Genomic DNA, 22614 nt, shown 5'->3' on the forward strand with positions numbered 1-22614 from the left:
TGACATAATTCGGTTATATTCTCATTATCACTTGACTCCGGGCAAAATCCCAGGGACAGTATCCGGTATCTAAGAGCCTAAGATCATGATAGAGAAGAAGTTTCACGAAAAGGTAGACGTCATCTCCAAGTATTTCCTGATCTTGGACCGCACAGAAACCATCCGCAAATCCGGAAGAGTTGTTCGAGTTTCCGGAAACGTAATCTATTCGGAAGGACCTCCGGACTCCAAGATCGGAGAGATCATGGAAGTCCAGAAAGCAGGAACGGAAGGTTATCTTCAATGCGAGATCGTAGGTTTCGAAAATCATGTATATACACTGATGCCTTTAGGTCCTGTAGAAGGTGTGTATCCCGACGCTTTCGTGTTTTCTTCGGGAAGAAGTTTGAATGTTCCCGTCGGAAGAGAACTACTCGGCCGAGTATTAAACGGTGTAGGACGTCCAATCGACAAAAAAGGTCTCATCATCACTTCCGAAGAAAAATCTCCTGAGGGTGAAAGTATCAATCCTCTGGATAGACCGGTGATCCGGGATATTCTTCTTACAGGTGTAAGAGCAATCGATGGAATTTTAACAGTAGGTAGAGGACAAAGATTAGGGATCTTCTCCGGATCAGGAGTAGGTAAATCCAGCTTACTCGGTATGATCGCTAGGTTCACTAACGCGGATGTAAACGTGATCGCGCTCGTAGGAGAACGAGGCAGAGAGGTGAACGAATTTTTGGAGAGAGACCTAGGGAAAGAAGGTCTCGCAAAATCCGTAGTATTCGCGGCAACCTCCGACGCGCCTAAAATGGAACAGGTCAACTGCGCCCTACTCGCTACCTCAGTCGCGGAATATTTCAGAGAACAAGGACTTCATGTAAACTTGATGATGGATTCCTTGACCAGGTTCGCACATGCAAACAGGGAGATTTCTGTCTCCAACCATGAACCTCCTATCACAAGAGGTTTTAGTTCATCCGTTTTTACTAAATTAGCAAAACTTGTAGAACGTTCCGGTACTTCCAAATCAGGGGGAAGTATCACAGGATTTTATACAATCCTAACCGACACTGACGAGATGGAAGATCCTATCGCTGATGCGGTTCGCGGTTATATAGACGGCCACATCATTCTTTCTCGTAAGATGGCCGAAAGAAACCATTACCCTGCGATCGATATACCTGCATCCCTTTCCAGGGTAATGCAATCCATAGTGGAAGAAGATCAATTTATGAGAGCCGGGATGATCCGAGAACTTATTTCCACTTATAATTCTGTGGAAGAATTGATCTTATTGAACGCGTATGTAAGAGGATCCGATCCTAAAGTGGATCTTGCCATCCGCAAAAAAGATAAAATAGATTCTTATCTAAAACAAAGACTTACGGAAAGAAGTCTTTTCCCACAAACAGTCAGCGGCTTAAGAGATATCTTAAAAGAAGAAAGAGAAGAAGAGGAATTTTAATCTATGAAAAGATTCCAATTCAGACTCGAACCGGTACTTCGTTTAAAGAAGATCAAAGAAGACCAAAAACTCAAAGAACTTTCCGAACTCGTGGCAGAAGTCAACCAAAGACAATCGGAAATAGACTCTAATGACGCGAGAATACATTCTTTATCTTCTACTACATTATCAGGAAGCGCTGATCTAAGAGAGTATTCTTATTTACAAACTTATATGAGACAACTTCTAACTCGAAACACGGAGTTAGAAAATGAAATACGTTCTTTCGATGAACCGGTCGAAAAAAAAAGAACGGAAGTCTCGGAAGCAAGAAAAGAGAAGAAGGTACTGGAACTTCTAAAAGAGAACCGCTTCAAGGAGTATATGCACTCCTATAGAAAGGCGGAAAAAATCCAGGCAGAAGAGCAATTTTTAGCAGATCTTTATAGGAAACAGAGGGAGGAAATTTATGGGGATGATAGATCTAAACGGGATCCGAAAGTATTTACCTATGATACGGGAGGCGTCGAGCGCACCGGTACAGAAGATGCGGGACTTTCTGAACTCAGAAAACTTTACGAGCGTTATAAAAAGTGACCTCCCCTTTTTAGAAGTACGTAAAACGGTAGGATCTACCGATCCTTTAATCGGGAGCATGGCAAATCTCCAAGATAAAATTTCTAATTTGGAAAACAAGGCGGGAGAATTGGAAAAAAGAATTTCAGGCTCCAGGCTGGACATCCGGGTATAAAAAGTGGCAAGTTTAACCGACAAAGCAAGAGCAGTATATCTAATACTTCTGATCTTCTTCCTAGTGTTGATCGGATTTTTTGCGTTCCATTATTTTCAGATCATAGACGCTGCTGAAATTTTTCCTTTTTTAAGAACGGAGCCCGGCTTAGTGAATGCGGACTCAGAATCCCCTTCCGAATTGGAGAAGTTAGAATTCCGTAAAGAAATGGAAAGACTCGCTAAGGACAGAGACGAGATCTCTCAAAAAGAAGAAGAACTCAAAAAAGAAAAAGAACGTTTGGAAGCGGAACTCGAAAAAATCGAGGAACTCAAACGAGGTCTTACTTCCAAGGAGAATGAGCTAAAATCTTCCGAATCCGAAAGGAATAGCAGAGGTAAATTGGTTAAGGTCATGGCGGAGAAGGTAGCGAATATGCCTCCTGATAATGCAGTGCAGATGCTTACCAATTGGCCGGACAAGGACATCATAGACGTATTCATCCAAATGGACAAGGATGCTGAACAGGACGGTAGACAAACGATCACTACCTACCTTCTCACCTTATTCCCGGCGGAACGCAGGGCGAATATTACGAATAAATGGTTGTCCAGATCCGACGTGATCAAGGCTCCTGAATCCAATTCCGAGTCGGAAGAACTTTAAAATTATGAAAAAGAAAACGATCCTATTTCTTTCAGTATTATTAATTTCTACAGGAGCAATTTACTCTAAGAGCAAAAAATCTTCCGCTCCCGCAAAATCGAAATATGTTTCGGGCGAAGAGTTAGTCAATAATCCAGGCAAAGCGGTCGGAGAAACTGTACGAGTTGCAGGCACAGTAACCCATGTATTATACAAAGGAAATTCCATCCGATTCGTAGTTCACTTTTCCGGTAAACCGGTAGTTCTGGATTCGGACGATTACAGTTTAATGAACCGAGTATCCGTCGGTTCTTATGTAGAAGTCTGCGGATTCTATCTAAAAAATAAGAAGCTGGAATTGGACGGAAAAAGAACGGATATGCCCTCTATCGTCATAGAACAGACCTACTGTACAAATTAATATTTTGTCACGCAGAGGCGTAAAGACGCAGAGAAGTTAAAGTTATATTGATTCATATTCTATAATTACAACTCTGCGTTCTCCGTGGCTCTGCGTGATAATTTACTCTCTGCCTCTTTTAACACTCTGTGCCTTAAAGGCTTCTAATCTTTCTTTTGCGTTTTTTCTAATATTCGCATAGAAGAAATGAAAATCTCCGGTATGTAAATTCCCATCTTTTCCCAAGTTGGGGGTCCGACTGATCTCAGGCTCGTGGATCCATAAAACCCCGGAATTACATTTTGCATCCGCAACTCCTGGGAGTAATTGATCAAAACTTCGGTTCACACTTCCTAAATTTTCGGACTTTGGAGAAACTTCTTCATCCTGTTTCCAACTGAGTGGATTCACACAAACAGTGTCTTTTCCATATCTATCCAATAGTCTGCCGGGAGAATTCCCCCAGATATAGGAGTTCCAACCTACCACGCATCCCGTATCTCTCGGACTGGAACATACAGGCAAACCTGTCTCTTCTTTCTTAAATGGAAAACCGATCGAGTAACTCACTACCAGATTTTTCTTATATTCCGGATTAGAAGAAATTACTTCTTTTAACAAACGAACAGAATGTCTGGTGCCTTGGCTATGAGAGGCAATGATAAAAGGACGTCCTTTATTCCAATGTTTCATATAATAGAGAAATGCGTTCTTCACGTCTTGGAATGCAAGATCTAACGCGGCCTCACCTTCCGGAACATCTTTCGTAAAAACAAAAAATGCAGCCTGTCTATATCTAGGTGCATAAACCTTACAACATTCATTGAACGCACTTGCTTGGGTCTTGATAGGATGTTTATCCGTTCTTTCGTTTAAACTTTCATCCTTTAGATCTCCATTCCAATATTTAGGTCGAAGAAGTAATGTAGTCGGATGAATATAAAAAGTATCCGCCTCTGCTAAGGATTGATTTTCTTTTAGGCTTGAATTTTCAGGAACAAGATCTGCGTTATCTTTTTTATCCGGAAGTGCCGCCCAAAATTCGGATTTAGAATAATCAGGAGGAGTTAAATTTTTACTCTCTTCAAAATTTTTTCTGGGTTTGATGAGGACTATACATTGAAAACTAATGATAGCGAATATAGAAACAAAAAGAAAATTGAGTAAGAATTTCATAGCGCCTAATCCTTGGTCCAAAATAAGACAGCGGAGAACAGTTTAGGTTTCCGAATTTAGAAAAAATTCTTAAAATAAAATCTCTTCTAAACGGGACAATGCATGTTCCAGTGTATCGTTCACTATAATATGATCGAATTCATCTTTATGAGCCAGCTCTTCTTTTCCATTTTTGATCCTTTTTAAGATACTTTCTTCTGAATCGGTCCCTCTACCTCGTAGTCTTTTTTCCCATTCTTCTTCATTTGGAGGAAGTATAAAGATAGTGATTACTTCTTCTCCCAACTTTCGTTTTAGTTGAGCTGCACCTTGAACATCTAAGTCCATGATTACGGACTTGCCTGAGGACATACACCCGTTCACGAACTTTAGTGGAGTCCCGTAATAATTATCATGGACCTTGGCCCATTCTAAAAATTCTCCCTTATCGATCCCGGATTCGAATTCTTCTTTGTTCAGGAAAAAATACGTTACTCCTTCCTTGTCTCCTGGACGCGGGGCCCTGGTAGTACAAGAAACTGAAAAAGCCAAATCTGGGTGTTTGGCTCGGATCATTTGGATAAGTGTGGATTTGCCTCCTCCTGCAACGGAGGACAGAACGATTAGCTTGGGAGATTTCAGTCCTTTTCTTCCTCTTCTTCTGCGATAGAATTATCCCTGCTTTCTATCCTTCTTGTGAGAGCTTCGACTCTTAAGTTGGAAAGGATCAAATGGTTGGAGTCAGTGATAATAATGGACCTGGTCTTTTTCCCTTGCGTCGCGTCTACCAAACTGTTATTACTTTTGGCTTCGTTTCGGATCCTTTTCGCGGAAGCCGAATCCGAATGAATGATACCCACGATCTTGGAAACCATAACTATATTTCCAAAACCTACGTTCAAGACGCTAAATTGGGACATTAGGTCCTCCTATTTCTCTCCAACCTAAATCTTTCGATAATGTCCACCTCACCGGTGGCGAGATCCAAGGCTTCTGAGATTTCCTCATGGGAGTATCCTTTTTTCAAGAGGAAAACGACCTTCTCTATTTTACTCGCCCCTTCTCCTAGGTCTTTTAGCGCCGTTTCGGAAGAAATTTTTAAGGAATCCTGTTTTTGAGGAGTATAGCCCGTCATTTTTCTTTCCAGGATTTTTCCGAAATTCTCTTCTGCAGGAATTTTATTGTCCGTTCTTTTGGACTTAGAACTCGTTTTTTTAGGATCCAATTCAGGAGTATAATCGGGCTCCGCCTTCAGAGAACCTCCGCTGATATCTTCCGAAAATTCGATCTTATTCTCTTCGAATGGATCTCCATCCAAGGAAATATCAAATGTAGAACTTGGATTGTACATCGGCTGAGGAGTTCTAGTGGGAGAAATTTCGGACATCAATTCCTGAGAATCTTTCCAACCCATTACATTCTTGATCGTCTTGCCGAAATTTTTCAGAATTCCCAAAGTCCCGGACTCTTCTTCCTGAACGGCAGCAGTTTCTTTTTTGAGATTTTTTCTATCAGGATCTAAGAACTGTTTAGGATTTTCTGGGGAGTAATTTTCTCTCAGATTCTGTTTATAAAGCCTGCCTACTCCTTCTCCCGCTTTTGCAGCAAGTTCCTGTTTTCTATTCTCCAAAGATTCGGTCGGAGCAGTTTTTAGTTCTTTTTGTTTTTCACGAATTAAAGTCAGATATTCATTCTTGAACTTTTCTTCGTCTGAAATTTGCACTTCCTCTTGGTGAGTAAGGATAGAAGGCCTACTGGTCTCTAATTCTTCTTCTACCGTTTCGAATTCCATTAATGGTTCGGAAGAAATATTCTGTTTTTCTAATTTTTTACCTTCGTTAGAAAATATTCTATCCGGAAGTGATTCCAGTTTTTGGAGAATAGATCTGTATTTATCCTCCAAAGAATCGGAACGTTGTACTAAAATTTTATAGGCTTGGATCTTAGAATTTAAAAGTTCTATCTGACTTTCGGTTTCCGTTTGGATCTCGTCTACTAATGTCCGAATTTCTTCGTTGATACGACGGATCATATGAGAACGGATCCTCTTAGTCACCTGAGCGGACACGCCTACGTATAAGCCTATGGCTATAATAATATTTAAGAATAGGACTGTGAATAATTCCATCGCACAAGCGTCCTTTTCGAGGATATTTCCAACAACATCCCTCGGAAAGCCAGAGCGTTTTTATTAAGCTATATAGTCCACTGTGGAACGAGTAGGTGTCCGAATTTCGGTTTTTCTACCGCTCTTATCATAGGAGAAAATTCTCTCCTTTCCACCCTCGGGTTTTGGCCCTTTAAAAGAACGGATTTCCTTTTCTATTTCTCCGATCCTTTGGGTGTATGAGTTACGAAGTCTTTCTCTGTATTCAGGAGATAATGAAAAAGTCTCGGTGTACATCTGCACCGCATACTTTTTATCTATAGAATACTCTCGGACCGATTTTTCGTTCTGAGCGATTACGTTCGAAAGAGTATGTGGGTTCTCCACCATAGTCCTTCGGACCAGATCGTTCGCGGCACCGTATCCGGAAAGAGGTTCGTTCAGCCTCATATCCTTTATTTTCCTCTAGATCTGTTTTTTCTCCAGTCTTTTTTATCCGGTTCCGGATCTTGGTACGGCAATTGTCGGATCACCCCGTTCTCTTCCACGAAAGTCTTATGTTTGATCTCGTTACGGGTCTTGAAGTCAGCACTTTTGATCTTGATGGTCACCCCGCCAAATAGGGTCTTTTCTACACTGATCTTACCGTTTGCGGCCCTTTCTTCTATATATGACTTGAGGTTCTGGATCTCGTTTTCGTATTCACGGACTCGTATCTCCAGTTTTTCAGTGGCCTTACTGGTCTTGACCAATTGCTGCTCATGGTCTTGGGTGAAAGAAGCAGGATCATTCTCCTTTCTGGCCTTGAGAGTCTTAAGGCTTTTGGAGATTTGTTCGAACTTGTCTTGGTTTTCAGCCAGTTTCTCTTCGTATTCGGAGATCTGTTTTAATACCTTAGGATCCGTTCCTACTATAAGTTCCGTTGCAGGGTTGGCGGAAGATCCTATGACCTTGGCAGCGATCGTATCGGAAGCGCGGATCGTACCCCCTACAATCTGTCCCCTCTTACCATTGGAGACCACTTTTCCTCCTGCACTCACAAAGCAGTGAAGGATCCCTTCTTGTACTATCACATCTTTTTCCGTGACTACGGTTGCGTTCTGGATAAACTTTGCGATTACGTTCCCGCCCGTGGATTCGATCCGGGCCTCATCCCTACCGGAAACACCTTGGCGGATGATAATGTCTCCGTCAGCTTCTACGTTTGCTTTTTGGACCGTGCCGTAGATCTCTATATTTCCTGCGGCTTTTACAGAATAATTATCTTCTACGTTTCCGGTGATAATCACTGAACCTAGGAATGTAACGTTACCTGTTTTGATCCCAACATCGCCGTTCACTCTATAAACAGTTTCCACGGAAAGTCTACCGCTTGCATAGACCACTTGTCCATTCACTTCTGCTGTGAGTTTGGTTCTGTCTTCGGAGAGGATGGTTCCCTTTCCTTGTTTGAGTTCGGTATCTAATCCGTCTTTTGCAGGAAGAAGTTCGTTAAATAATGTGCGGCCGTACTTCCCTCTTTCTGCTGGGATTTTTTCCGCCAGAAGTTGTCCTACCACAACGTTCTCTATCAGATCCATATCCTTATAATCCACTTTTCCGGATTCATCTTCTCGGAAGACTACCTTCTTACTGATACGAACATGATAGATGACCTGCGCGTTCTTACCGTTCACAGGAGGATCTCCTTCTGCCGCGGTGAAAGGTTGGTTGTAAAATTCGTCTTCCAACCTTCTTTGGATCTCTTCTTCTTTTACTCCGTATTTGATCCCTGCATTCTTGAGATAATTGACTACGTCTTTTACCTCTAGATCTCTGCCCGCAGGTTTAGGTGGAATAAAAGTGATCTTTGCCCTCATCTTATCAGGAGCAATATCCAATACCATTTTACCTTCGGCTCCCTGCCTTGGTTTCATATTGGAAATATAGATAGGTTCTCCCTTGGTCTCTTTTACGATCTTACGGATCTGATTATCATCTACTTCATTAATTCCTCGAACGGAGAGTCTGCGAGAAACTTCGGACAGTTCGATCGGTTTTCCTTCGCCGGAAGGTGGATAGACCGTGAGATAAGTTCCATTTCTGAAAATTTGAACGACCGCTCTTCCGTCTCTGTCCTTAGGTTGTAGGAACTCCTTCAGATCTTTAGAGACTAGTTTGCCGGATCCACCTGTGAGCTTTTTGTCCAGTTCAGAAAGTTCGTCTAAGAATGTATCTTCCGGTAGAACGGATGCTCTGATATGCCAAGGTTCCGAACCGAAAAGTTTTTTCTTTCCACGTTTGATTACTATATAGTCCAGCTCATGGGATTTTCTTTTAAGGTGAGAAGCAGCCATCTGCAGACATTTTTCTAATGTAGGAGCTATGACTTCGACTTGCTCATGTTGGAGCTTATCTAATTCTTTAGATTGGTCTTTTAGAAAGGATGTAAGACTCAAAAGAAACTCCTCCTATCCATTTGGGTCCGGGTGTTTAGAAGATCGGATTCCCCGGAGAACGGGTGTATCGCGCCCCATAGGAAGCGATACATATTCCAAACTTCCTATTCCCTTGTAATACAGAACAAGGATTCCTGCGCAGCTAAGTATATTACTTTTTACTAATAACCGATTTCACTTTTCCTAATTTACTACGAAGTCTTGCTACAGCTCTCGTATGAAGTTGGGAAATCCTGGATTCGGTTACTTCCAATACTTCTCCGATCTCTTTTAATGTTAGATCTTCGTAATAATAGAGAACGATTACTTTTTTTTCTTTGTCCGGAAGTGTCTTGATCGCTTCCACGATCACGTTTTTGATCTCTTCTTTTTCGATGATCGTGTCCGGGTTCATGTTCATAGGAGATTCTAATGTCTCCATGAAAGAAACCTCGTCGTTCTCATCGCCAAGGAACCAAATATCATTTAAAGAGACGAGTGACGTGCCGCTGATCTTAGTAAGAAGTGAGTTGAACTCCTCGACGGAGATCCCCATTTCTTTTGCGATCGCCTCATCTTCGACATGAGCGCCCTCTTTATTCTCGAGCATTCCGATAATTTGTTCCAACTGTTTCGCTTTTTGGCGGATGGAACGAGGGATCCAGTCGATGGAACGAAGTTCGTCGAAGATAGAACCTCTGATTCGAGTCATCGCATAGGTCTTAAATTTGATCTGTCTATCCGGATCGAATTTTTCGATCGCATCTAGAAGTCCAAACACACCGTATGAAACAAGATCATCGAACTCAACGTTCTGAGGCATACCGATCGCGATACGACCAGCCACGTGTTTGACTAGAGGAGAATATTTTTCTACAAGATAACTGCGAATATTCTGGTCTTTAGTTGCCCTGTAGGACTTCCAAAGTTCGGTTTCATCCGTATTATTGTATTTTTCGAAAAGTTTGGACATAACTACGGGATGGGCTGGTCCTCTGCTTAAGAGTGTCGTGGACCAAACCGATTTGCAATAGCATTTTTTGACTCAAAAAAGGGAAATCAAGCAGTTTTTTGTCTCATTGGGTTTCTAGGCGGATTTACGCTAAAATCGCGGTGCCGGAGTTCCTACATTCAAAACCTCCGTGATCTCAGTAGCCTCAAAAAAACAAATGATCGCGGAGAGTTCACGGAGACGCAGAGCTGGAAAAGTAGGGATATTTCTTTCACTACCCGCGAAGGACGCGGCCTATTTTTCCTGGCTGCCGTCGTCTTTCGCGAGCATTGTACGGATCGCTTCCGCCATTAACTTAGGCTCGTTTTTGATCGCGATATTTTCTACGATGATATGATCCCCGAATTTATCCGCCTTTTTACGAGGGATCCCGCTCGCGGCAGCTCTCATTTCGTCTGCGCTGCCCGGAGAATCAAAATGAGGGGTAGAAGTATCCGTATCTGCATGTTCTGAGTAGGAATGACGACCTCCACCATCCAAACCATCCTCATCTCCGCTGGAATGAGCGCCGGTGAAATTACCCAACAATTCTAAAAACTCGGGAACTTTGGAAGCTAATACGGAATATACTCCGAATCCAAAAACAGCCATACCGACCGTGGATAAAAAGGTAATGAATATGATATGGCCGAAATAATTTCCGACCATGATGCCGCAGACCAGACTTACGATGAGTCCTAAAAAGGAGAAAAAAGCGAGGAAACCAATTTGCAGGTTCACTCTTCCTCGCTCTGTTGTTTTTCTCTCACATCCACAAAATTGAAAAACTTACGGAAGAATCCGGTGATCCCGGAATCATCTAAATTATCCATTTCTTGGTTGAGTAGAGAATATGTGATCCGATTCAAACAAGCTGCTGCCTTGCTCTTAGGCGAATGGATGATATACGGTTTTTGTTCCCGGATACTTTTTTCCACCTCGTCGTCTTGGAAGATGAATCCTAAATTTTCGACCCGAACTTCTAAGAACTGACCTGAGATATCGATCACACGATCCGCTACTTTTTTCCCTTCGATAGCGGAACGTACACGGTTCACCACCATCTTTAGATTTTTATCTCTGCTTTGGGAAACGATCGCTTTGATCAGTCCATAAGAGTCCGTGATTGCGGTAGGCTCCGGTGTAGTAACTACGATCACATCATCCGCAGGAAGTGTGAGTCCGATCACGTTAGAACTGATCCCTGCTCCTGTGTCTATGATCATATAATCATAAGAATCCAGATCGGCGAATCCTTTGATCAAATTATTTCTTTGGGTATCGTTCAGGTTCGCGAGTTGTGAATAACCGCTAGCGCCCGCGATGATATCCACTCCTTCCGGAGCTTGGATGATAATATCCTTTAAACTTTTATGTCCCTTGACTACGTGATATAAATTGTATTTAGGGATGATCCCTAAGATCACATTCACGTTAGCGAGTCCTAGATCTCCGTCGAATACTAGGACCTTCTGTCCTGCCTTTGCCATGGAGATGGCAAGGTTTACGGAGATAGTACTTTTACCGACCCCACCCTTTCCGGAAGCGATCGCTATAATCTTAGTCATAGGTTTGGTTGAAGACACGAGTTTCAAACTCGTATTACCCTCGGTAAGTTTCCGCAACTGAGTCGCTTGGTCCATCCTAACCTCTTTCTCTGGGACTTAGGTTTTCTACCGAAACCTTAAGCGGAGAATACTTCTCCACGGATCTCGATGAGTTTTTCCGGATTTACTGCGCATTCAGCGAGTTGGTGTTTTTCCGCTGGGATCATATCGAAGGGAACTTCTTGGCCAACACTTAAATGGGTAAAACCCTTATTAAGTGTATCGGCTAGTTCCAGAAATCCACCCAAAAATTCCGCTTCGTCCAGTTTAGTTAATAAAATTCTACGGAAACCAAGGGGTTCGTAGGCTTTCATTACGGAGTGGGTGTGATGATACGAAGATGTGGCGGATAATACAAGGATATTTTCTACGTTGTCCCTTTCTCCGAAAGCGGAAAGGTATCCGTACATTTTACTAAGCTGGTCCACATTGCGATGGCTGTAACCCGCAGTATCTATTAAGATCAGTTCCGATCCGTCTCTTGCCAGGGTCTCCTGAAAACGTTTCAGATCTTTTACGGCATAAAAAGGCATTTCCATGGTATCTGCGTAGCGTTTTAACTGCTCGATCGCAGCGATCCTATAGTTGTCAGTCGTGTAAAGAGACACTGATTTTCCCATATGAAGATGGTACTTAGCGGCTAGTTTTGCGATGCTAGTTGTTTTTCCGCTGCCTGTAGGTCCCACAAAGAAAACCACTTTTCTTTGTCCTCTTCTGGTTCCTTTAAAAATGTCCGGTTCCACCTGCACTCTTTCGGAAAGAACCTCTACAATTTTTTCCTGAACTGCAACTGTCCGGGAACGATCCAAAGGAGAAAGTCTCTGCTCCGCTTGGGAAATAATTTCTTCCGCATAAGCCTCGCTCATTCCTTCTTTGACAAGCTTATCCCTCATTTTAAGGATATTGGAATCCTGCTCTTTACGGACCTTTCTGGAAATTTTAGGCTCGAATTCTTTGGAGAAAGAAAGTCCTAAATTCTCTTCGGATTCTATCGCTTCGGAAGTGACTTCTATCAGTTCTTTCGGCAAAGAAGAAGCTCTGCTTGGGCGAGAAGTTCTTTCTTCCCAGCTAGGCAATTCTTCTAGGCTTCTTCTTTTTTCGGATCCAAGAGTGGACTTTTGTTTGAGTAGTTCTTTTAGGTCTTGGAGTTTTTTCTCCACCTTCTCTCTGGAACTTGCCTTTTCAGGAATTCCAACTTGGATCTCCACAACCTTGCGGGCCATAAGTCCAGTCCCGAAAACCCCGCCTTCGGTCAAAATCCTATGTTCGATGACATGGGCTTCCGGGCCATATTTCATCTTCATCTGCATTAGGCAGTCCTGTAGATCCTTGCCCCTAATCTTTGCGAAATCCATGTGATCCTCCTGTTTTTTCGATTAAAATATTACGTTTTACTAAACCACTTCCGCGGGTTCCGCCGCCTGGGCTTGTGCAATCCTAAGTTCGCCTGCGATTACCGTCGGAACGGATGAATGAACTTCTTCCAATGCAAGAACCGCGAAGTTCCTAGGCGGGAATTCTTTCGCTAAAAAATAAGCGAAAGGCATTCTTACTTCTCTGTTCACCACGTAGATCGGGAATCCTCTTCCTTCTTGGACTTTGCGGTTCATATCCGCTACTGATTCCAAAAGTCTTCTTTGGAAATCCGGAGGAAGTACCAAAATATCCCTTCCTTCCAAACGATCCTGTGCCAGAGACTTGTTCAATCTGTCGAGCACCCGGCCTTCTACCACGATGACTTGTAATTTTCCATCCACCATATAATCTTTTACGATCGTATTGGAGATAGATTGTCTTACGAATTCCGTAAGAACATATGGGTTCGGATACTTGCCCATCTTGTTTGCAACTGTTTCCAAAATTGGGACAAGATTGCGGATCCCCAAACCTTCTCTGAGAAGATTCTGAAGTACTTGCTGCAACATTCCCAAATTCCCCGGTTTGTCCGCTTCCAATTCTTGGATAAGTGTCGGATACTGAGATCTGTAATGATCCAAAAGTTTTTTGACTTCTTCTCTTCCGAGCAAACTGGAAGCGTGAGTCGCAAGTAATTCTCTCAAATATGTGATGATTACGGTAGAAGAGTCCACCACGATAAAACCTTTGGACTCCGCATCTCCTTTCGAATCCGCAGAGATCCATTTCGCGGTCCTCCCATAAGCAGGTTCCATGAAAGATTCTCCTTCGATAGAAGAAAGATCCTGGCTTTCCGCGGAAGGCATTGCCATTAGTTTTTCAGGACGGATTGTACTGGAGCCTACTTCCACTCCATTGATCTTGATCGTGAATTGATCCGGAGGTATTTCCAAATTATCTAATATACGGATCGGAGGAATAACGATCCCGCTTTCACGAGCGAATTTTCCCCTTAAATTGGAAATTTGGTCCATCAATGTTCCGCCTTGAGTAGCGTCCACGAGTGGTACCAAATGATAACCGAATTCTATCTCGATAGGCTCGATCCTAAGTTCGTCGTAATAGTCTCTAGGTTTGCGGTCTCCGACGGCCTCTTTTTCCTTCTTCTCCAAAACCTCTAGCTGTTCTTGGACTGTTCTTTCAAGTGAGTAAGCTAGATATGCAAGTCCTCCCGCAAGAAGTACCATCGGGATAAAAGGTAACCCGGGAATAAATGAACCGAGCCCCATAGAGGCGGCGACTACATACAATACCTTGGAGTTTGCAAATAGCTGCGTCTTAAATTGTTTTGCGAGATCCGATTCGGAACCTGAACGAGTAACTATGATACCTGTAGCGACTGTAGTGAGAAGCGCAGGGATCTGGGAAACAAGTCCGTCACCAATGGTGAATTTTCCGTAAGTTTCGACTGCAGCTATGAAAGATTCACCTCGGATACTTGCACCGATGATAACTCCACCGATCAGGTTGATCCCTGTGATGATCAGCCCTGCTCTCACGTCCCCTTGCACGAATTTACTCGCTCCATCCATGGAACCGTAAAAGTCCACTTCTGCTTCTATCTTCTTTCTACGTTTTCGGGCTTCTGCCTCGTTTATGTTCCCGGTAGAAAGTTCCATATCGATTGCCATTTGTTTACCAGGCAATGCATCCAACGTGAACCTTGCTGCCACTTCGGAGATACGGGTCGCACCTTTAGTGATCACAAGCACCTGAACGATCACTAAAATTAAGAAGATAATAAATCCAACTACATACTTACTTAAACCGGATTCACTTCCCACTATAAAGGAACCGAATGCGTCGATGATCGCACTATTTACCGCAGGACCTTTCGACAAAATTTGTCTGGTTGTAGAAACGTTCAGAGCCAATCGATAGATCGTTGTGATCAATAATAAGCTAGGAAAAATAGAGAATTCAGCCGGCTCCTTGATAGACAAAGAAGTCAAAACGATGAGTAAACTTAATGCCAAGCTGAATAAGATCAGAATGTCTAAAATAAATCCCGGTAATGGAACGACTAACATCCCGACGACAGCTACCGCTCCCGCACCCAGGATGAAGTCGGATTGTGTATACCATTTCTTATCCATAATATTCTCCTAGGCTTAAGAAGCGTTTCGGAACGCTCTCCGGAAAGATTCGAGTTTCGTAAAGATCACACTTAGGGCGGTATAGAATTTAGCAGGAACTTCCTGTCCAATCTCCACCTCGTCATAAAGTGTCCTTGCCATTGGGCGGTCTTCGACTGTTGCGATATCGTTCGCCTTTGCCACCCGGATAATACGTAATGCGAAATCGTCGACACCCTTTGCGATCACGACAGGCGCTCTGTGTTTGTTCGGTTTATACTCTAATGCCACCGCAAAGTGGGTCGGGTTGGTAATGACCACGTCCGCTTTGGGAACTTCTGCCAGCATCTTGCTCTTTTTGATCTGGTCTCTGGCCATTTGTCTTCTTCTGGCTTGTAAAGAAGGGTCCCCGTCCTGTTCCTTCATCTCTCTTTTGGATTCGGAAGGAGTCATTTTGAGTGCTTCTTCGTATTCGTATCTTTGGAAGAAGTAATCCCCGATACTGATCGCGAGAAGTAGTATACCTACTACTATAAAAATTTTGAATGCAGTGTAAGTGATTAATGCTACCGATTCTTCGAGCCCCATATTCCCGAGCATGAGTATCTTGAAGAAGTCCTTCTCTATAACAAAATAGGAAACCCAAGCGATCGCGGCTACTTTGACTAAGGACTTACCTAAGCTGAATAATGTCTGGCGATTCGGAAGTACCTTTTTGAAATTAGGACGTATCCTTCCGAAATTGAAAGCCAATGCACGAGGTGCGAATAAAAATCCAGTTTGAACAACATTACCAACAATCGCAGCAACCACTGTGATCCCCATTAAAGGAAGAAGCAGCTGCGTAATATCCACAAGAGCATTGTTCAGAAGTTCACTTACTGTTTCGGAACTAACCACATTCGCTGAACGTATTCCGAAAAAATATTTTCTCAAAAGATAATAGGATCTCATGAAAAAATATTCTCCCATGAGATACATCAGAACGATGCCTGCGAGTAGAACGATCGCGGATGCGACTTCGGGGCTCTTAGGAACGTTTCCTTTTTCTCTTTCTTCCCTTCTTCTTCTTTCGCTGGCAGGTTGTGTACGTCCTTCGTCTTCCGCTGCGAATAATTGCAGGTTGATCCGAAAAGGAACAGCAGCGGGCTGTGGGCGTGGAGTCGCGTGTAGGAATTCCAACATCGCATCAGAGAAAAGTCCCGACATCTTCTTCCAAAAGGATCCCATTAGTTCGGCCATCCTTTCAGCATTAGGTTCATCTTCTCGAAAGAAAGTTGGAATGCATTGTCCATCTGAGTGATCAAAAAAGGAACAATCAGGATCATAACTACAAGACCGATCGCGATCTTGATGGGAAAGCTAAGCTGTAGAATATTCAACTGAGGAGCGGCTTTGCCCATCAAAGCTTCCGAAACAGTAACTAAGAATAGAACTCCAAGAATCGGCAGGGAAATTTTGAAAGCCACCAGGAACATAGCACCGATCGCCTCTTCCATCGCCTTGTAAAGACCGTCTTGGATCTCTGGCACAAGTTTCAAAACCTGCACCTTCTCGAATGAATATACCAAACTTTCGAATAGAAAACGGTAAGCTCCGAGTGAGAGGAACAGAAGCATACCCAACATATTCTTAAGAGTACTGATCACAGGAAGACTTGTTTGAGAGATAGGATCCAAGATCTCAGCGTAACCGAAACCAAGTTGGACGTTAAAAAATTCTCCCGCCATTTGGAAGGAAGAGAATACCAAACTCACTAAAAATCCCATTAGCACACCGATCAATACCTCAGCCATCACGATTAAACCGTAATCAGTCATATTGCCCGGGATCGGAGGAACAAAACCTGCACTTACAGGAAATAAAATTACGGAGATCAGAAAACCAAGAGTCATCCTTTGCGCAAAAGTGATGGAAGCAAAGGAGAACACAGGAGCCACGGATAGAAGCCCCACGATCCTTGCCAGGATCAGAAGAAACACTTGGAAATTTCCTACAAAGTATTCCATTTTTTGAATCTAAAACTTCTCTATCATCAGGAAAAGATCCCTGGTATAATCAGTCATTGTCTGGAGCATCCAACCCGCAAAGATCACGATCACTGCAAAAATGGATAATAATTTAGGAACAAAAGCGATCGTAGGCTCTTGGATAGAAGTTGTGGTTTGTAAAATACCTATGATCAACCCTACCACCATCGCAGTCAGCAGGATGGGAGAAGAAAGTTTCAGAGTCACAAACAATGCGTCTCTGATCAGAGTGATTGCATCTACTTCCGTCATTTATAACTCCTCACGAGCTCGTAGACGATTAAATTCCAACCATCCACAAGAACGAATAAGATCAATTTAAACGGCAAACTTACCATCACAGGAGGAAGCATATTCAAACCCATGGAGAGAAGTGCGGAAGCCACCACAAGATCCACTACGATAAACGGAATAAATATGATAATCCCGATCCAAAACGCCTTCTTTATCTCTGAAAGCATGAACGCGGGAATAAGAACATAATTCGGAACATCGTCGAATGATTCTACATTCTCCACTTTTCCGATCTTTAAAAATAGAGCCACATCCTTGGCTCCGCTTGTACCGATCTGCCTCATCATAAATTCTCTAAGAGGGATCATGGACTTATCAAAAAATTCGTTTGTATCTATCTTGCCTTCCATGTACGGATTCAGACCTTTCTCATACACGATATTCAAGGTGGGAGCCATGATAAAGAATGTCATGAATAACGCTAAGCCCACCATTACCTGATTAGGCGGAAGGTTCTGGATAGAAAGTGCCCTTCTCACAAAATCCAGAACGATCACTATCTTAGTGAAAGAAGTCAGGGACATCACGATTGCAGGAGCCAAAGAAAGAATGGTAACCAAGAAAAGGATCATCAAAGAAAGACTCGTTTCTCTAGGACCTTTTGCCTCGTTCACATTGATATTCAGATTTGGGATAGGGATCCTAGGCGCATTTGCTTGGGCGAAAGTATCCTCGGGGATCGCAATTATCAAAACGGCAAAAAGAAGGACTCCCGAAAGTATCTTCCACATAATAAATTTATGTCTCATACCTTCAGAAAACTCTTTCCCTGCCTTTGTAGCGAACCCCTCTCCCACTTTTCCCCCTAGTTCAAATCGAATAATCCGTTCTCCAGACTATTCCTTTCCTTCTTAATTTCGTCTAACTTCTCTTTGAGTTTTCTCTGTTTCTCTTTTCTTTCACTTGGAGTTTGGCGAAGAGTTTGTTCTTCATCTTCCGACTTTCCGGTCAGACGAATATTCAAATCCTTTAATTGTTCCAGAGCAGTGACTAAGAAACCGCCTTCCGGAGGTTTAAATTCGTCTCTCATTCTCTGGAGCCTTGCCTTAGTTTCCGTATCCGTAATTTCGGAAATTAAATTAATACCGTTATCCGCCACACCCAATACGAAAATTTGCCCAGTCACTTCCACGATTTGTAACTGTTTGTTCGTGCCCAGGTTCAAACTCCCAAGAAGATTCATTTCTCCTCGAACGGGAAGAGAACCTTCTCTGGATTTTGCAAGAGTCCTTAAGACCCAATATGCAGCTCCACAAAGAATCCCTAATACAAGAACGATCCTAAATAAGATCCCTGCGAGACTTGGTCCATCCGAAACAGGCTTATATCTTTCTTCCACAGGATTCGGCGCTGACTCAGTTGCCGCTTCCTTCTTCTCCTCTTGTTTAGGAGTAGAAGGTGCCGAAGATTCAGGGGCCTTTTTGTCAGCAGTGCCCAATTCCCTCTTGAGAACTTCGTCCATTTGTTCTCTTTCGGAACCTTGGGAGTATAATCCTCCGGCAATACCCGATAAAATACAAAAGACTCCGAACGCCAAAGCGAGGGAGCCGAATCCTGAAAAAAACGAATGGATCGTTTGAAAAATTCGGCTCATCCGCCTCCCGACTCCGGCTTGATCCTATCGGCCGGACTTACGATATCCGTTACACGCACACCGAAGTTTTCGTCGATGACCACAACCTCTCCCTTCGCGATCAACTTACCGTTCACTAAAAGATCCACCGGCTCACCTGCCAACTTGTCCAACTCTATGATGGAACCTTCTCCCAAACCTAAGATATCTTTAATATACATCTTGGTTCTTCCGAGTTCCACGGTCACGGACATCTGAACGTCCATGAGAAGATTCAGGTTCGGAGTGCCTTGGGCGCCGCTTGCAGTTGCAAGATTCGGGAAAGAAACTCCCTTCATTCCTACTTGGGAAATTCCTCCGCCGCCCATTCCACCTTGGTAGCCGCCGCCACCATAATCTCCGCCTCCCCCTCCTCCGGATCTTTTGGAAAGGGAGAGAATATCATTCGCCATGGATAAAGATAGAATGAACTGAACTCTAAAAGATGGAAGTCCTTCAATCGCTAAATTGAAGAAGGTCCGCACAAGTGGATCACCTTCCGGGAGCACCAATGCGGCAGGAGAAGTTACATGCCTGGTCTCAGCAGGAGAACCATTCACTCCGCCACCTGTCTTAGCAGCGATCTGAGATTGAAGCGCTCCCATAATAGGAGTCAAACTATCTCTTAGAGTTTGGAGCTGGCCTTCGTCCAGACCGCCTGAATCGAAACCACCCATCATCATGTTTGCGATACGAGCCGCATTATCGGCCCCCATCGCAAGAACAACTCTTCCGTTCAGATTTCCTGAATAGGTAGAATATAATAAAAACGTGTTGGACTTAAGTTCCGCTTCCACATCCTTCCGGGACTTTGCCTCGGAAGTCGGATTCATGAAGTTGGAAGTTTTAGAAAGAATAGCTGCTAAGGTATTCCCTGCAGTCATAAAACAATGAGAAAGAAAGTCAGACAGAAGATCCCTATCTACCGGAGAAAGACCGGCAGCTTCCTTGGACCCGCCTCCGGCAGCCATGCTGCTGCCTGGATCAAATGAATCGTTTGCACCCGCTAAAAGGGCGTCTATTTCTTCCTGGGAAAGGGATCCTTCACCCATATTGGGCACTCTCTCTTAGTTTTGGATTAGGAGACATAATAAAAAGAAATTTGTCGACCCTTTTTTTTCTTGCTCAGAAAATCGGTAGGAAAAGGCCGGGGGCTTATTAGATAAAAGCCTAGTTTTGGAGTGAAAACAAGTATATTTTGGTTAAAAAGAAATCAGGTCTCCACTGTCTCGATCAGAAAAGAAGAAAGGTCCACATATTGAGAAGCGTTTCCATGGATGTCGATCCCCACAAGCTTGCCTTCCGCATCCAAATCGATATTCAGATCCGTGTTCACTTCCCTGGTTTCAGTCGAAGGACGGTCAGATAAATCGATATAGACAGAATCAGTTTCAGGAAAATGGGTAATTTTCATCTTTTAAATCCCCGATCGAAAAAGGCATTATGAACGGTTTTGCGATCTTCTAAAGTAATAACACGAAGGTATTTTTGGGCCTCGTCAATCCATTTCCAGTAGCGAAATCTTTTATCGATCTGGATCACTTTATAATCAGGATTGGAGATCGTCTCTTTCACCCAGTCCAAACGAATGTCAGGCCGCCTTTCCAATACCAGATTTTTTCGATTTTTTGCGTAGATTGGACTTGACTGGCAATTGGAAGTCTCGTATTTTACCAAACGGTAAATTAACTAAATGGTTAAATACGAGACACAATCCGATCGACTGAGCAATACTTTCGCCGCTTTGGCAGACCCAACCAGGAGGGAAATCCTTCTCTATTTAGTCTCCGGAGAAGCTACCGTAAAGGAATTGGCGGAACCTTTTAATATGAGCCTGCCCGGCATTTCTAAACACCTGAAGGTTTTGGAAAAAGCAGGGCTAATTGAAAGAGGAAGAGAGGCGCAATGGAGGCCCTGTAAGATCCGACCGGATGGTCTAAAGGAAGCTTCCGGTTGGTTGGATCATTACCGCCATTTCTGGGAAGAAAGTTTGGATCGTTTGGATGCATATCTACAACAACTCCAAGCTCAAAATAAAGAGCCGGAAAAATAGATCGGTTATACCGGGAATTTGTCCCGGTGCTATATTAGAATTATATAAAAAGGTACATTCAGAATGTCTGAAATTAAAACTGAAAACACGACCAAAGCCACTAAAAAAGAGTGGATCGGCCTGGCAGTGATCGCATTGCCCTGCCTGCTATATGCGATGGATTTAACTGTTCTTTATCTTGCGGCTCCTCAATTGACTGCGGATCTGAATCCTACTCCTTCTCAACAATTATGGATCATGGATATTTACGGATTTTTAGTCGCAGGTTTTCTTGTGATCATGGGAAATCTGGGAGATAGAATAGGTCGTCGTAAACTTCTTCTTTATGGGGCAGCGGCATTCGGAGTGGCATCCGTTCTTGCTGCATTCTCCCCTAGTTCCGAAATTTTGATCCTAACACGAGCGATCTTAGGGATCACGGCGGCAACTTTGGCTCCTTCTACCCTATCATTAATTCGTAATATGTTTTTAGATCCGGAAGAGAGAACTTTTGCGATCGGTATCTGGGGAATGAGTTTTTCCTTAGGCGGAGCGATCGGTCCTCTTGTAGGCGGAGTTCTACTGGAATATTTCTGGTGGGGTTCCGTTTTTTTGATGAGCGTTCCTATTATGATACTTCTTCTAATCGTTGGACCTAAACTTCTTCCTGAATTCAAAGATCCGAATGCAGGCAAGATGGATCTGCCAAGTGCGGTTCTATCCTTAGTATCCGTGCTTTCTATCATCTACGGCTTAAAGCAGATCGCAGAGAACGGTTTGGGAATTGTTTCCGCTCTTACCATACTTGCAGGGCTTTTAGTCGGAGCTATCTTCGTCAAAAGACAATCTACTCTTGCTGATCCGATGATAGATCTTCAATTATTCAAACTTCCTGCGTTCGCCGCTGCAGTTGCCGGAAATACTATGACCATCTTTGTGGCATTAGGAACTTTCTTATTCATTTCCCAATACTTACAATTGGTTTTAGGACTTTCTCCTTTGGAAGCTGGACTATGGACCCTTCCCGGAGCAGTGGGTAACGTGATCGGTTCACTTACTATCCCCATAGTAGTTCGAAGCATGCGTCCATTGTACGTGATGATAAGCGGTTTAGTATTACTCTCGATCGGAATGTTTTTGTATACACTCATCAATACGGAAAACGGTGTTTGGGTAATCATTGCAGGATCTCTAATCATGTCCCTCGGGATCTGCGCAGTTGTGATCTTAGGAACCGATATCATCGTTAGTTCTGCGCCTCCTGAAAGAGCGGGAGCTGCGGCTTCTATTTCTGAGACAGCGGCAGAGTTTGGCGGAGTTCTTGGAATTGCAGTACTCGGAAGTATAGGTGTTGCGATCTTCAAATCCAGGATCAATTCAATCGATCTTCCCGGGCTTACTCCAGAGCAATGGGAAAGTTCTCATAATACTTTAGCTTCTGCGGTAGCTATAGCGAAAGAACTTCCTGAACCGAGCAGACAGATCCTGCTTAGTACTGCACAAGGCGCATTCACCGATTCTTTACACTTTGTTTCTTTTTTAAGTGTAGGGATCTCTATCGCTCTGGCGTTTGCGATCTTTTTCATCTTAAAGGATAGAAAAGAGCAGGAAGCGGCTGCCGAGCCGGTAGAGTTGGATAAAGCGGCAAGATAATATTAATAGAATATAAATAAG

25 protein-coding genes are annotated in these 22614 nt (G+C 43.3%); 6 read left to right on the plus strand and 19 right to left on the minus strand.

The window, feature by feature from the left end:
* Window positions 1–85: 85 nt before the first annotated feature.
* From EHR06_RS06795 to EHR06_RS06810, 4 genes are all read left to right on the plus strand, one after another.
* Window positions 86–1450 (plus strand): FliI/YscN family ATPase, encoded by a 1365-nt coding sequence (locus tag EHR06_RS06795; RefSeq protein WP_135756304.1) that lies wholly within the window; start codon window positions 86–88, stop codon window positions 1448–1450.
* 3 nt (window positions 1451–1453) lie between these two features.
* Window positions 1454–2026, plus strand: a complete 573-nt coding sequence (gene fliJ / locus EHR06_RS06800) for a flagellar export protein FliJ (protein ID WP_135756305.1) — start codon at window positions 1454–1456, stop codon at window positions 2024–2026.
* A 157-nt stretch (window positions 2027–2183) separates the two neighbouring features.
* Entirely contained in the window at window positions 2184–2825 is a 642-nt protein-coding gene (locus EHR06_RS06805) for a periplasmic-type flagellar collar protein FlbB (protein WP_135756306.1), read from the plus strand.
* Window positions 2826–2829: 4 nt separating this feature from the next.
* The gene (locus EHR06_RS06810; protein WP_135756307.1) at window positions 2830–3225 is read left to right on the plus strand and encodes a TOBE domain-containing protein; all 396 of its coding nucleotides are present in this window, start codon (window positions 2830–2832) and stop codon (window positions 3223–3225) included.
* A 102-nt stretch (window positions 3226–3327) separates the two neighbouring features.
* On the opposite strand, the gene EHR06_RS06815 is transcribed toward EHR06_RS06810, so the two are convergent.
* The 19 genes from EHR06_RS06815 to EHR06_RS06905 all read right to left on the minus strand — a co-directional run bounded on the left by EHR06_RS06815 (window position 3328) and on the right by EHR06_RS06905 (window position 20516).
* Complete coding sequence (locus tag EHR06_RS06815; RefSeq protein WP_135756308.1) at window positions 3328–4380, minus strand: DUF3089 domain-containing protein; 1053 nt, start codon at window positions 4378–4380, stop codon at window positions 3328–3330.
* Window positions 4381–4449: 69 nt separating this feature from the next.
* On the minus strand, window positions 4450–4983 hold the full coding sequence (gmk, locus tag EHR06_RS06820; protein ID WP_135756309.1) for a guanylate kinase: 534 nt from the start codon (window positions 4981–4983) through the stop codon (window positions 4450–4452).
* 14 nt (window positions 4984–4997) lie between these two features.
* A complete protein-coding gene (locus tag EHR06_RS06825) occupies window positions 4998–5279 on the minus strand; it encodes a DUF370 domain-containing protein (protein WP_008597280.1) in 282 nt (93 codons plus the stop codon).
* Window positions 5279–6487, minus strand: coding sequence for a hypothetical protein (locus EHR06_RS06830; protein ID WP_135756310.1), 1209 nt, complete (start codon window positions 6485–6487; stop codon window positions 5279–5281). Before EHR06_RS06830 ends, EHR06_RS06825 begins: the two co-directional genes overlap by 1 nt.
* Before the next feature lie 63 nt (window positions 6488–6550).
* Entirely contained in the window at window positions 6551–6916 is a 366-nt protein-coding gene (locus EHR06_RS06835) for a hypothetical protein (RefSeq protein WP_100723639.1), read from the minus strand.
* 5 nt (window positions 6917–6921) lie between these two features.
* Complete coding sequence (locus EHR06_RS06840) at window positions 6922–8904, minus strand: FapA family protein (protein ID WP_135756311.1); 1983 nt, start codon at window positions 8902–8904, stop codon at window positions 6922–6924.
* A gap of 151 nt (window positions 8905–9055) precedes the next feature.
* Complete coding sequence (gene whiG, locus EHR06_RS06845; protein ID WP_086446535.1) at window positions 9056–9856, minus strand: RNA polymerase sigma factor WhiG; 801 nt, start codon at window positions 9854–9856, stop codon at window positions 9056–9058.
* A 273-nt stretch (window positions 9857–10129) separates the two neighbouring features.
* The gene (locus tag EHR06_RS06850) at window positions 10130–10615 is read right to left on the minus strand and encodes a hypothetical protein (protein ID WP_135756312.1); all 486 of its coding nucleotides are present in this window, start codon (window positions 10613–10615) and stop codon (window positions 10130–10132) included.
* Window positions 10612–11517 (minus strand): MinD/ParA family protein, encoded by a 906-nt coding sequence (locus EHR06_RS06855; RefSeq protein WP_008597222.1) that lies wholly within the window; start codon window positions 11515–11517, stop codon window positions 10612–10614. The genes EHR06_RS06850 and EHR06_RS06855 overlap by 4 nt, the downstream gene beginning before the upstream one ends.
* A gap of 41 nt (window positions 11518–11558) precedes the next feature.
* The gene (gene flhF, locus EHR06_RS06860; RefSeq protein ID WP_135756313.1) at window positions 11559–12836 is read right to left on the minus strand and encodes a flagellar biosynthesis GTPase FlhF; all 1278 of its coding nucleotides are present in this window, start codon (window positions 12834–12836) and stop codon (window positions 11559–11561) included.
* 39 nt (window positions 12837–12875) lie between these two features.
* On the minus strand, window positions 12876–14993 hold the full coding sequence (locus EHR06_RS06865; RefSeq protein ID WP_135756314.1) for a flagellar biosynthesis protein FlhA: 2118 nt from the start codon (window positions 14991–14993) through the stop codon (window positions 12876–12878).
* 15 nt (window positions 14994–15008) lie between these two features.
* Window positions 15009–16157 carry an EscU/YscU/HrcU family type III secretion system export apparatus switch protein gene (locus EHR06_RS06870; protein ID WP_244288537.1) on the minus strand — a complete coding sequence of 383 codons (1149 nt, stop codon included), beginning with the start codon at window positions 16155–16157 and terminating at the stop codon, window positions 15009–15011.
* Between the two features lie 44 nt (window positions 16158–16201).
* Window positions 16202–16981: a flagellar biosynthetic protein FliR gene (gene fliR, locus EHR06_RS06875; protein WP_135756316.1), complete on the minus strand. Its 780-nt coding sequence runs from the start codon at window positions 16979–16981 to the stop codon at window positions 16202–16204.
* Window positions 16982–16990: 9 nt separating this feature from the next.
* Window positions 16991–17254 (minus strand): flagellar biosynthesis protein FliQ, encoded by a 264-nt coding sequence (fliQ, locus tag EHR06_RS06880; protein ID WP_100707118.1) that lies wholly within the window; start codon window positions 17252–17254, stop codon window positions 16991–16993.
* The gene (gene fliP / locus EHR06_RS06885; RefSeq protein ID WP_208757755.1) at window positions 17251–18045 is read right to left on the minus strand and encodes a flagellar type III secretion system pore protein FliP; all 795 of its coding nucleotides are present in this window, start codon (window positions 18043–18045) and stop codon (window positions 17251–17253) included. Before fliP ends, fliQ begins: the two co-directional genes overlap by 4 nt.
* Before the next feature lie 56 nt (window positions 18046–18101).
* Window positions 18102–18890 (minus strand): flagellar biosynthetic protein FliO, encoded by a 789-nt coding sequence (gene fliO, locus EHR06_RS06890; RefSeq protein WP_135756317.1) that lies wholly within the window; start codon window positions 18888–18890, stop codon window positions 18102–18104.
* Entirely contained in the window at window positions 18887–19960 is a 1074-nt protein-coding gene (gene fliN, locus EHR06_RS06895) for a flagellar motor switch protein FliN (protein WP_100769492.1), read from the minus strand. Before fliN ends, fliO begins: the two co-directional genes overlap by 4 nt.
* Window positions 19961–20121: 161 nt before the next feature.
* Window positions 20122–20322 carry a DUF2283 domain-containing protein gene (locus tag EHR06_RS06900; RefSeq protein ID WP_135756318.1) on the minus strand — a complete coding sequence of 67 codons (201 nt, stop codon included), beginning with the start codon at window positions 20320–20322 and terminating at the stop codon, window positions 20122–20124.
* Window positions 20319–20516: a hypothetical protein gene (locus tag EHR06_RS06905; protein ID WP_135756319.1), complete on the minus strand. Its 198-nt coding sequence runs from the start codon at window positions 20514–20516 to the stop codon at window positions 20319–20321. The genes EHR06_RS06900 and EHR06_RS06905 overlap by 4 nt, the downstream gene beginning before the upstream one ends.
* An 85-nt stretch (window positions 20517–20601) precedes the next feature.
* On the opposite strand from EHR06_RS06905, the gene EHR06_RS06910 reads away from it, so the two are divergent.
* Together EHR06_RS06910 and EHR06_RS06915 are read left to right on the plus strand one after the other, a co-directional pair.
* Complete coding sequence (locus EHR06_RS06910; protein ID WP_135756320.1) at window positions 20602–20961, plus strand: ArsR/SmtB family transcription factor; 360 nt, start codon at window positions 20602–20604, stop codon at window positions 20959–20961.
* Window positions 20962–21024: 63 nt separating this feature from the next.
* A complete protein-coding gene (locus EHR06_RS06915; protein ID WP_135756321.1) occupies window positions 21025–22593 on the plus strand; it encodes an MFS transporter in 1569 nt (522 codons plus the stop codon).
* The last annotated feature ends 21 nt before the right edge of the window (window positions 22594–22614 follow it).

The sequence above is a fragment of the Leptospira dzoumogneensis genome, from assembly GCF_004770895.1.
In the GTDB taxonomy this organism is placed as follows: Bacteria; Spirochaetota; Leptospiria; order Leptospirales; family Leptospiraceae; genus Leptospira_B; species Leptospira_B dzoumogneensis.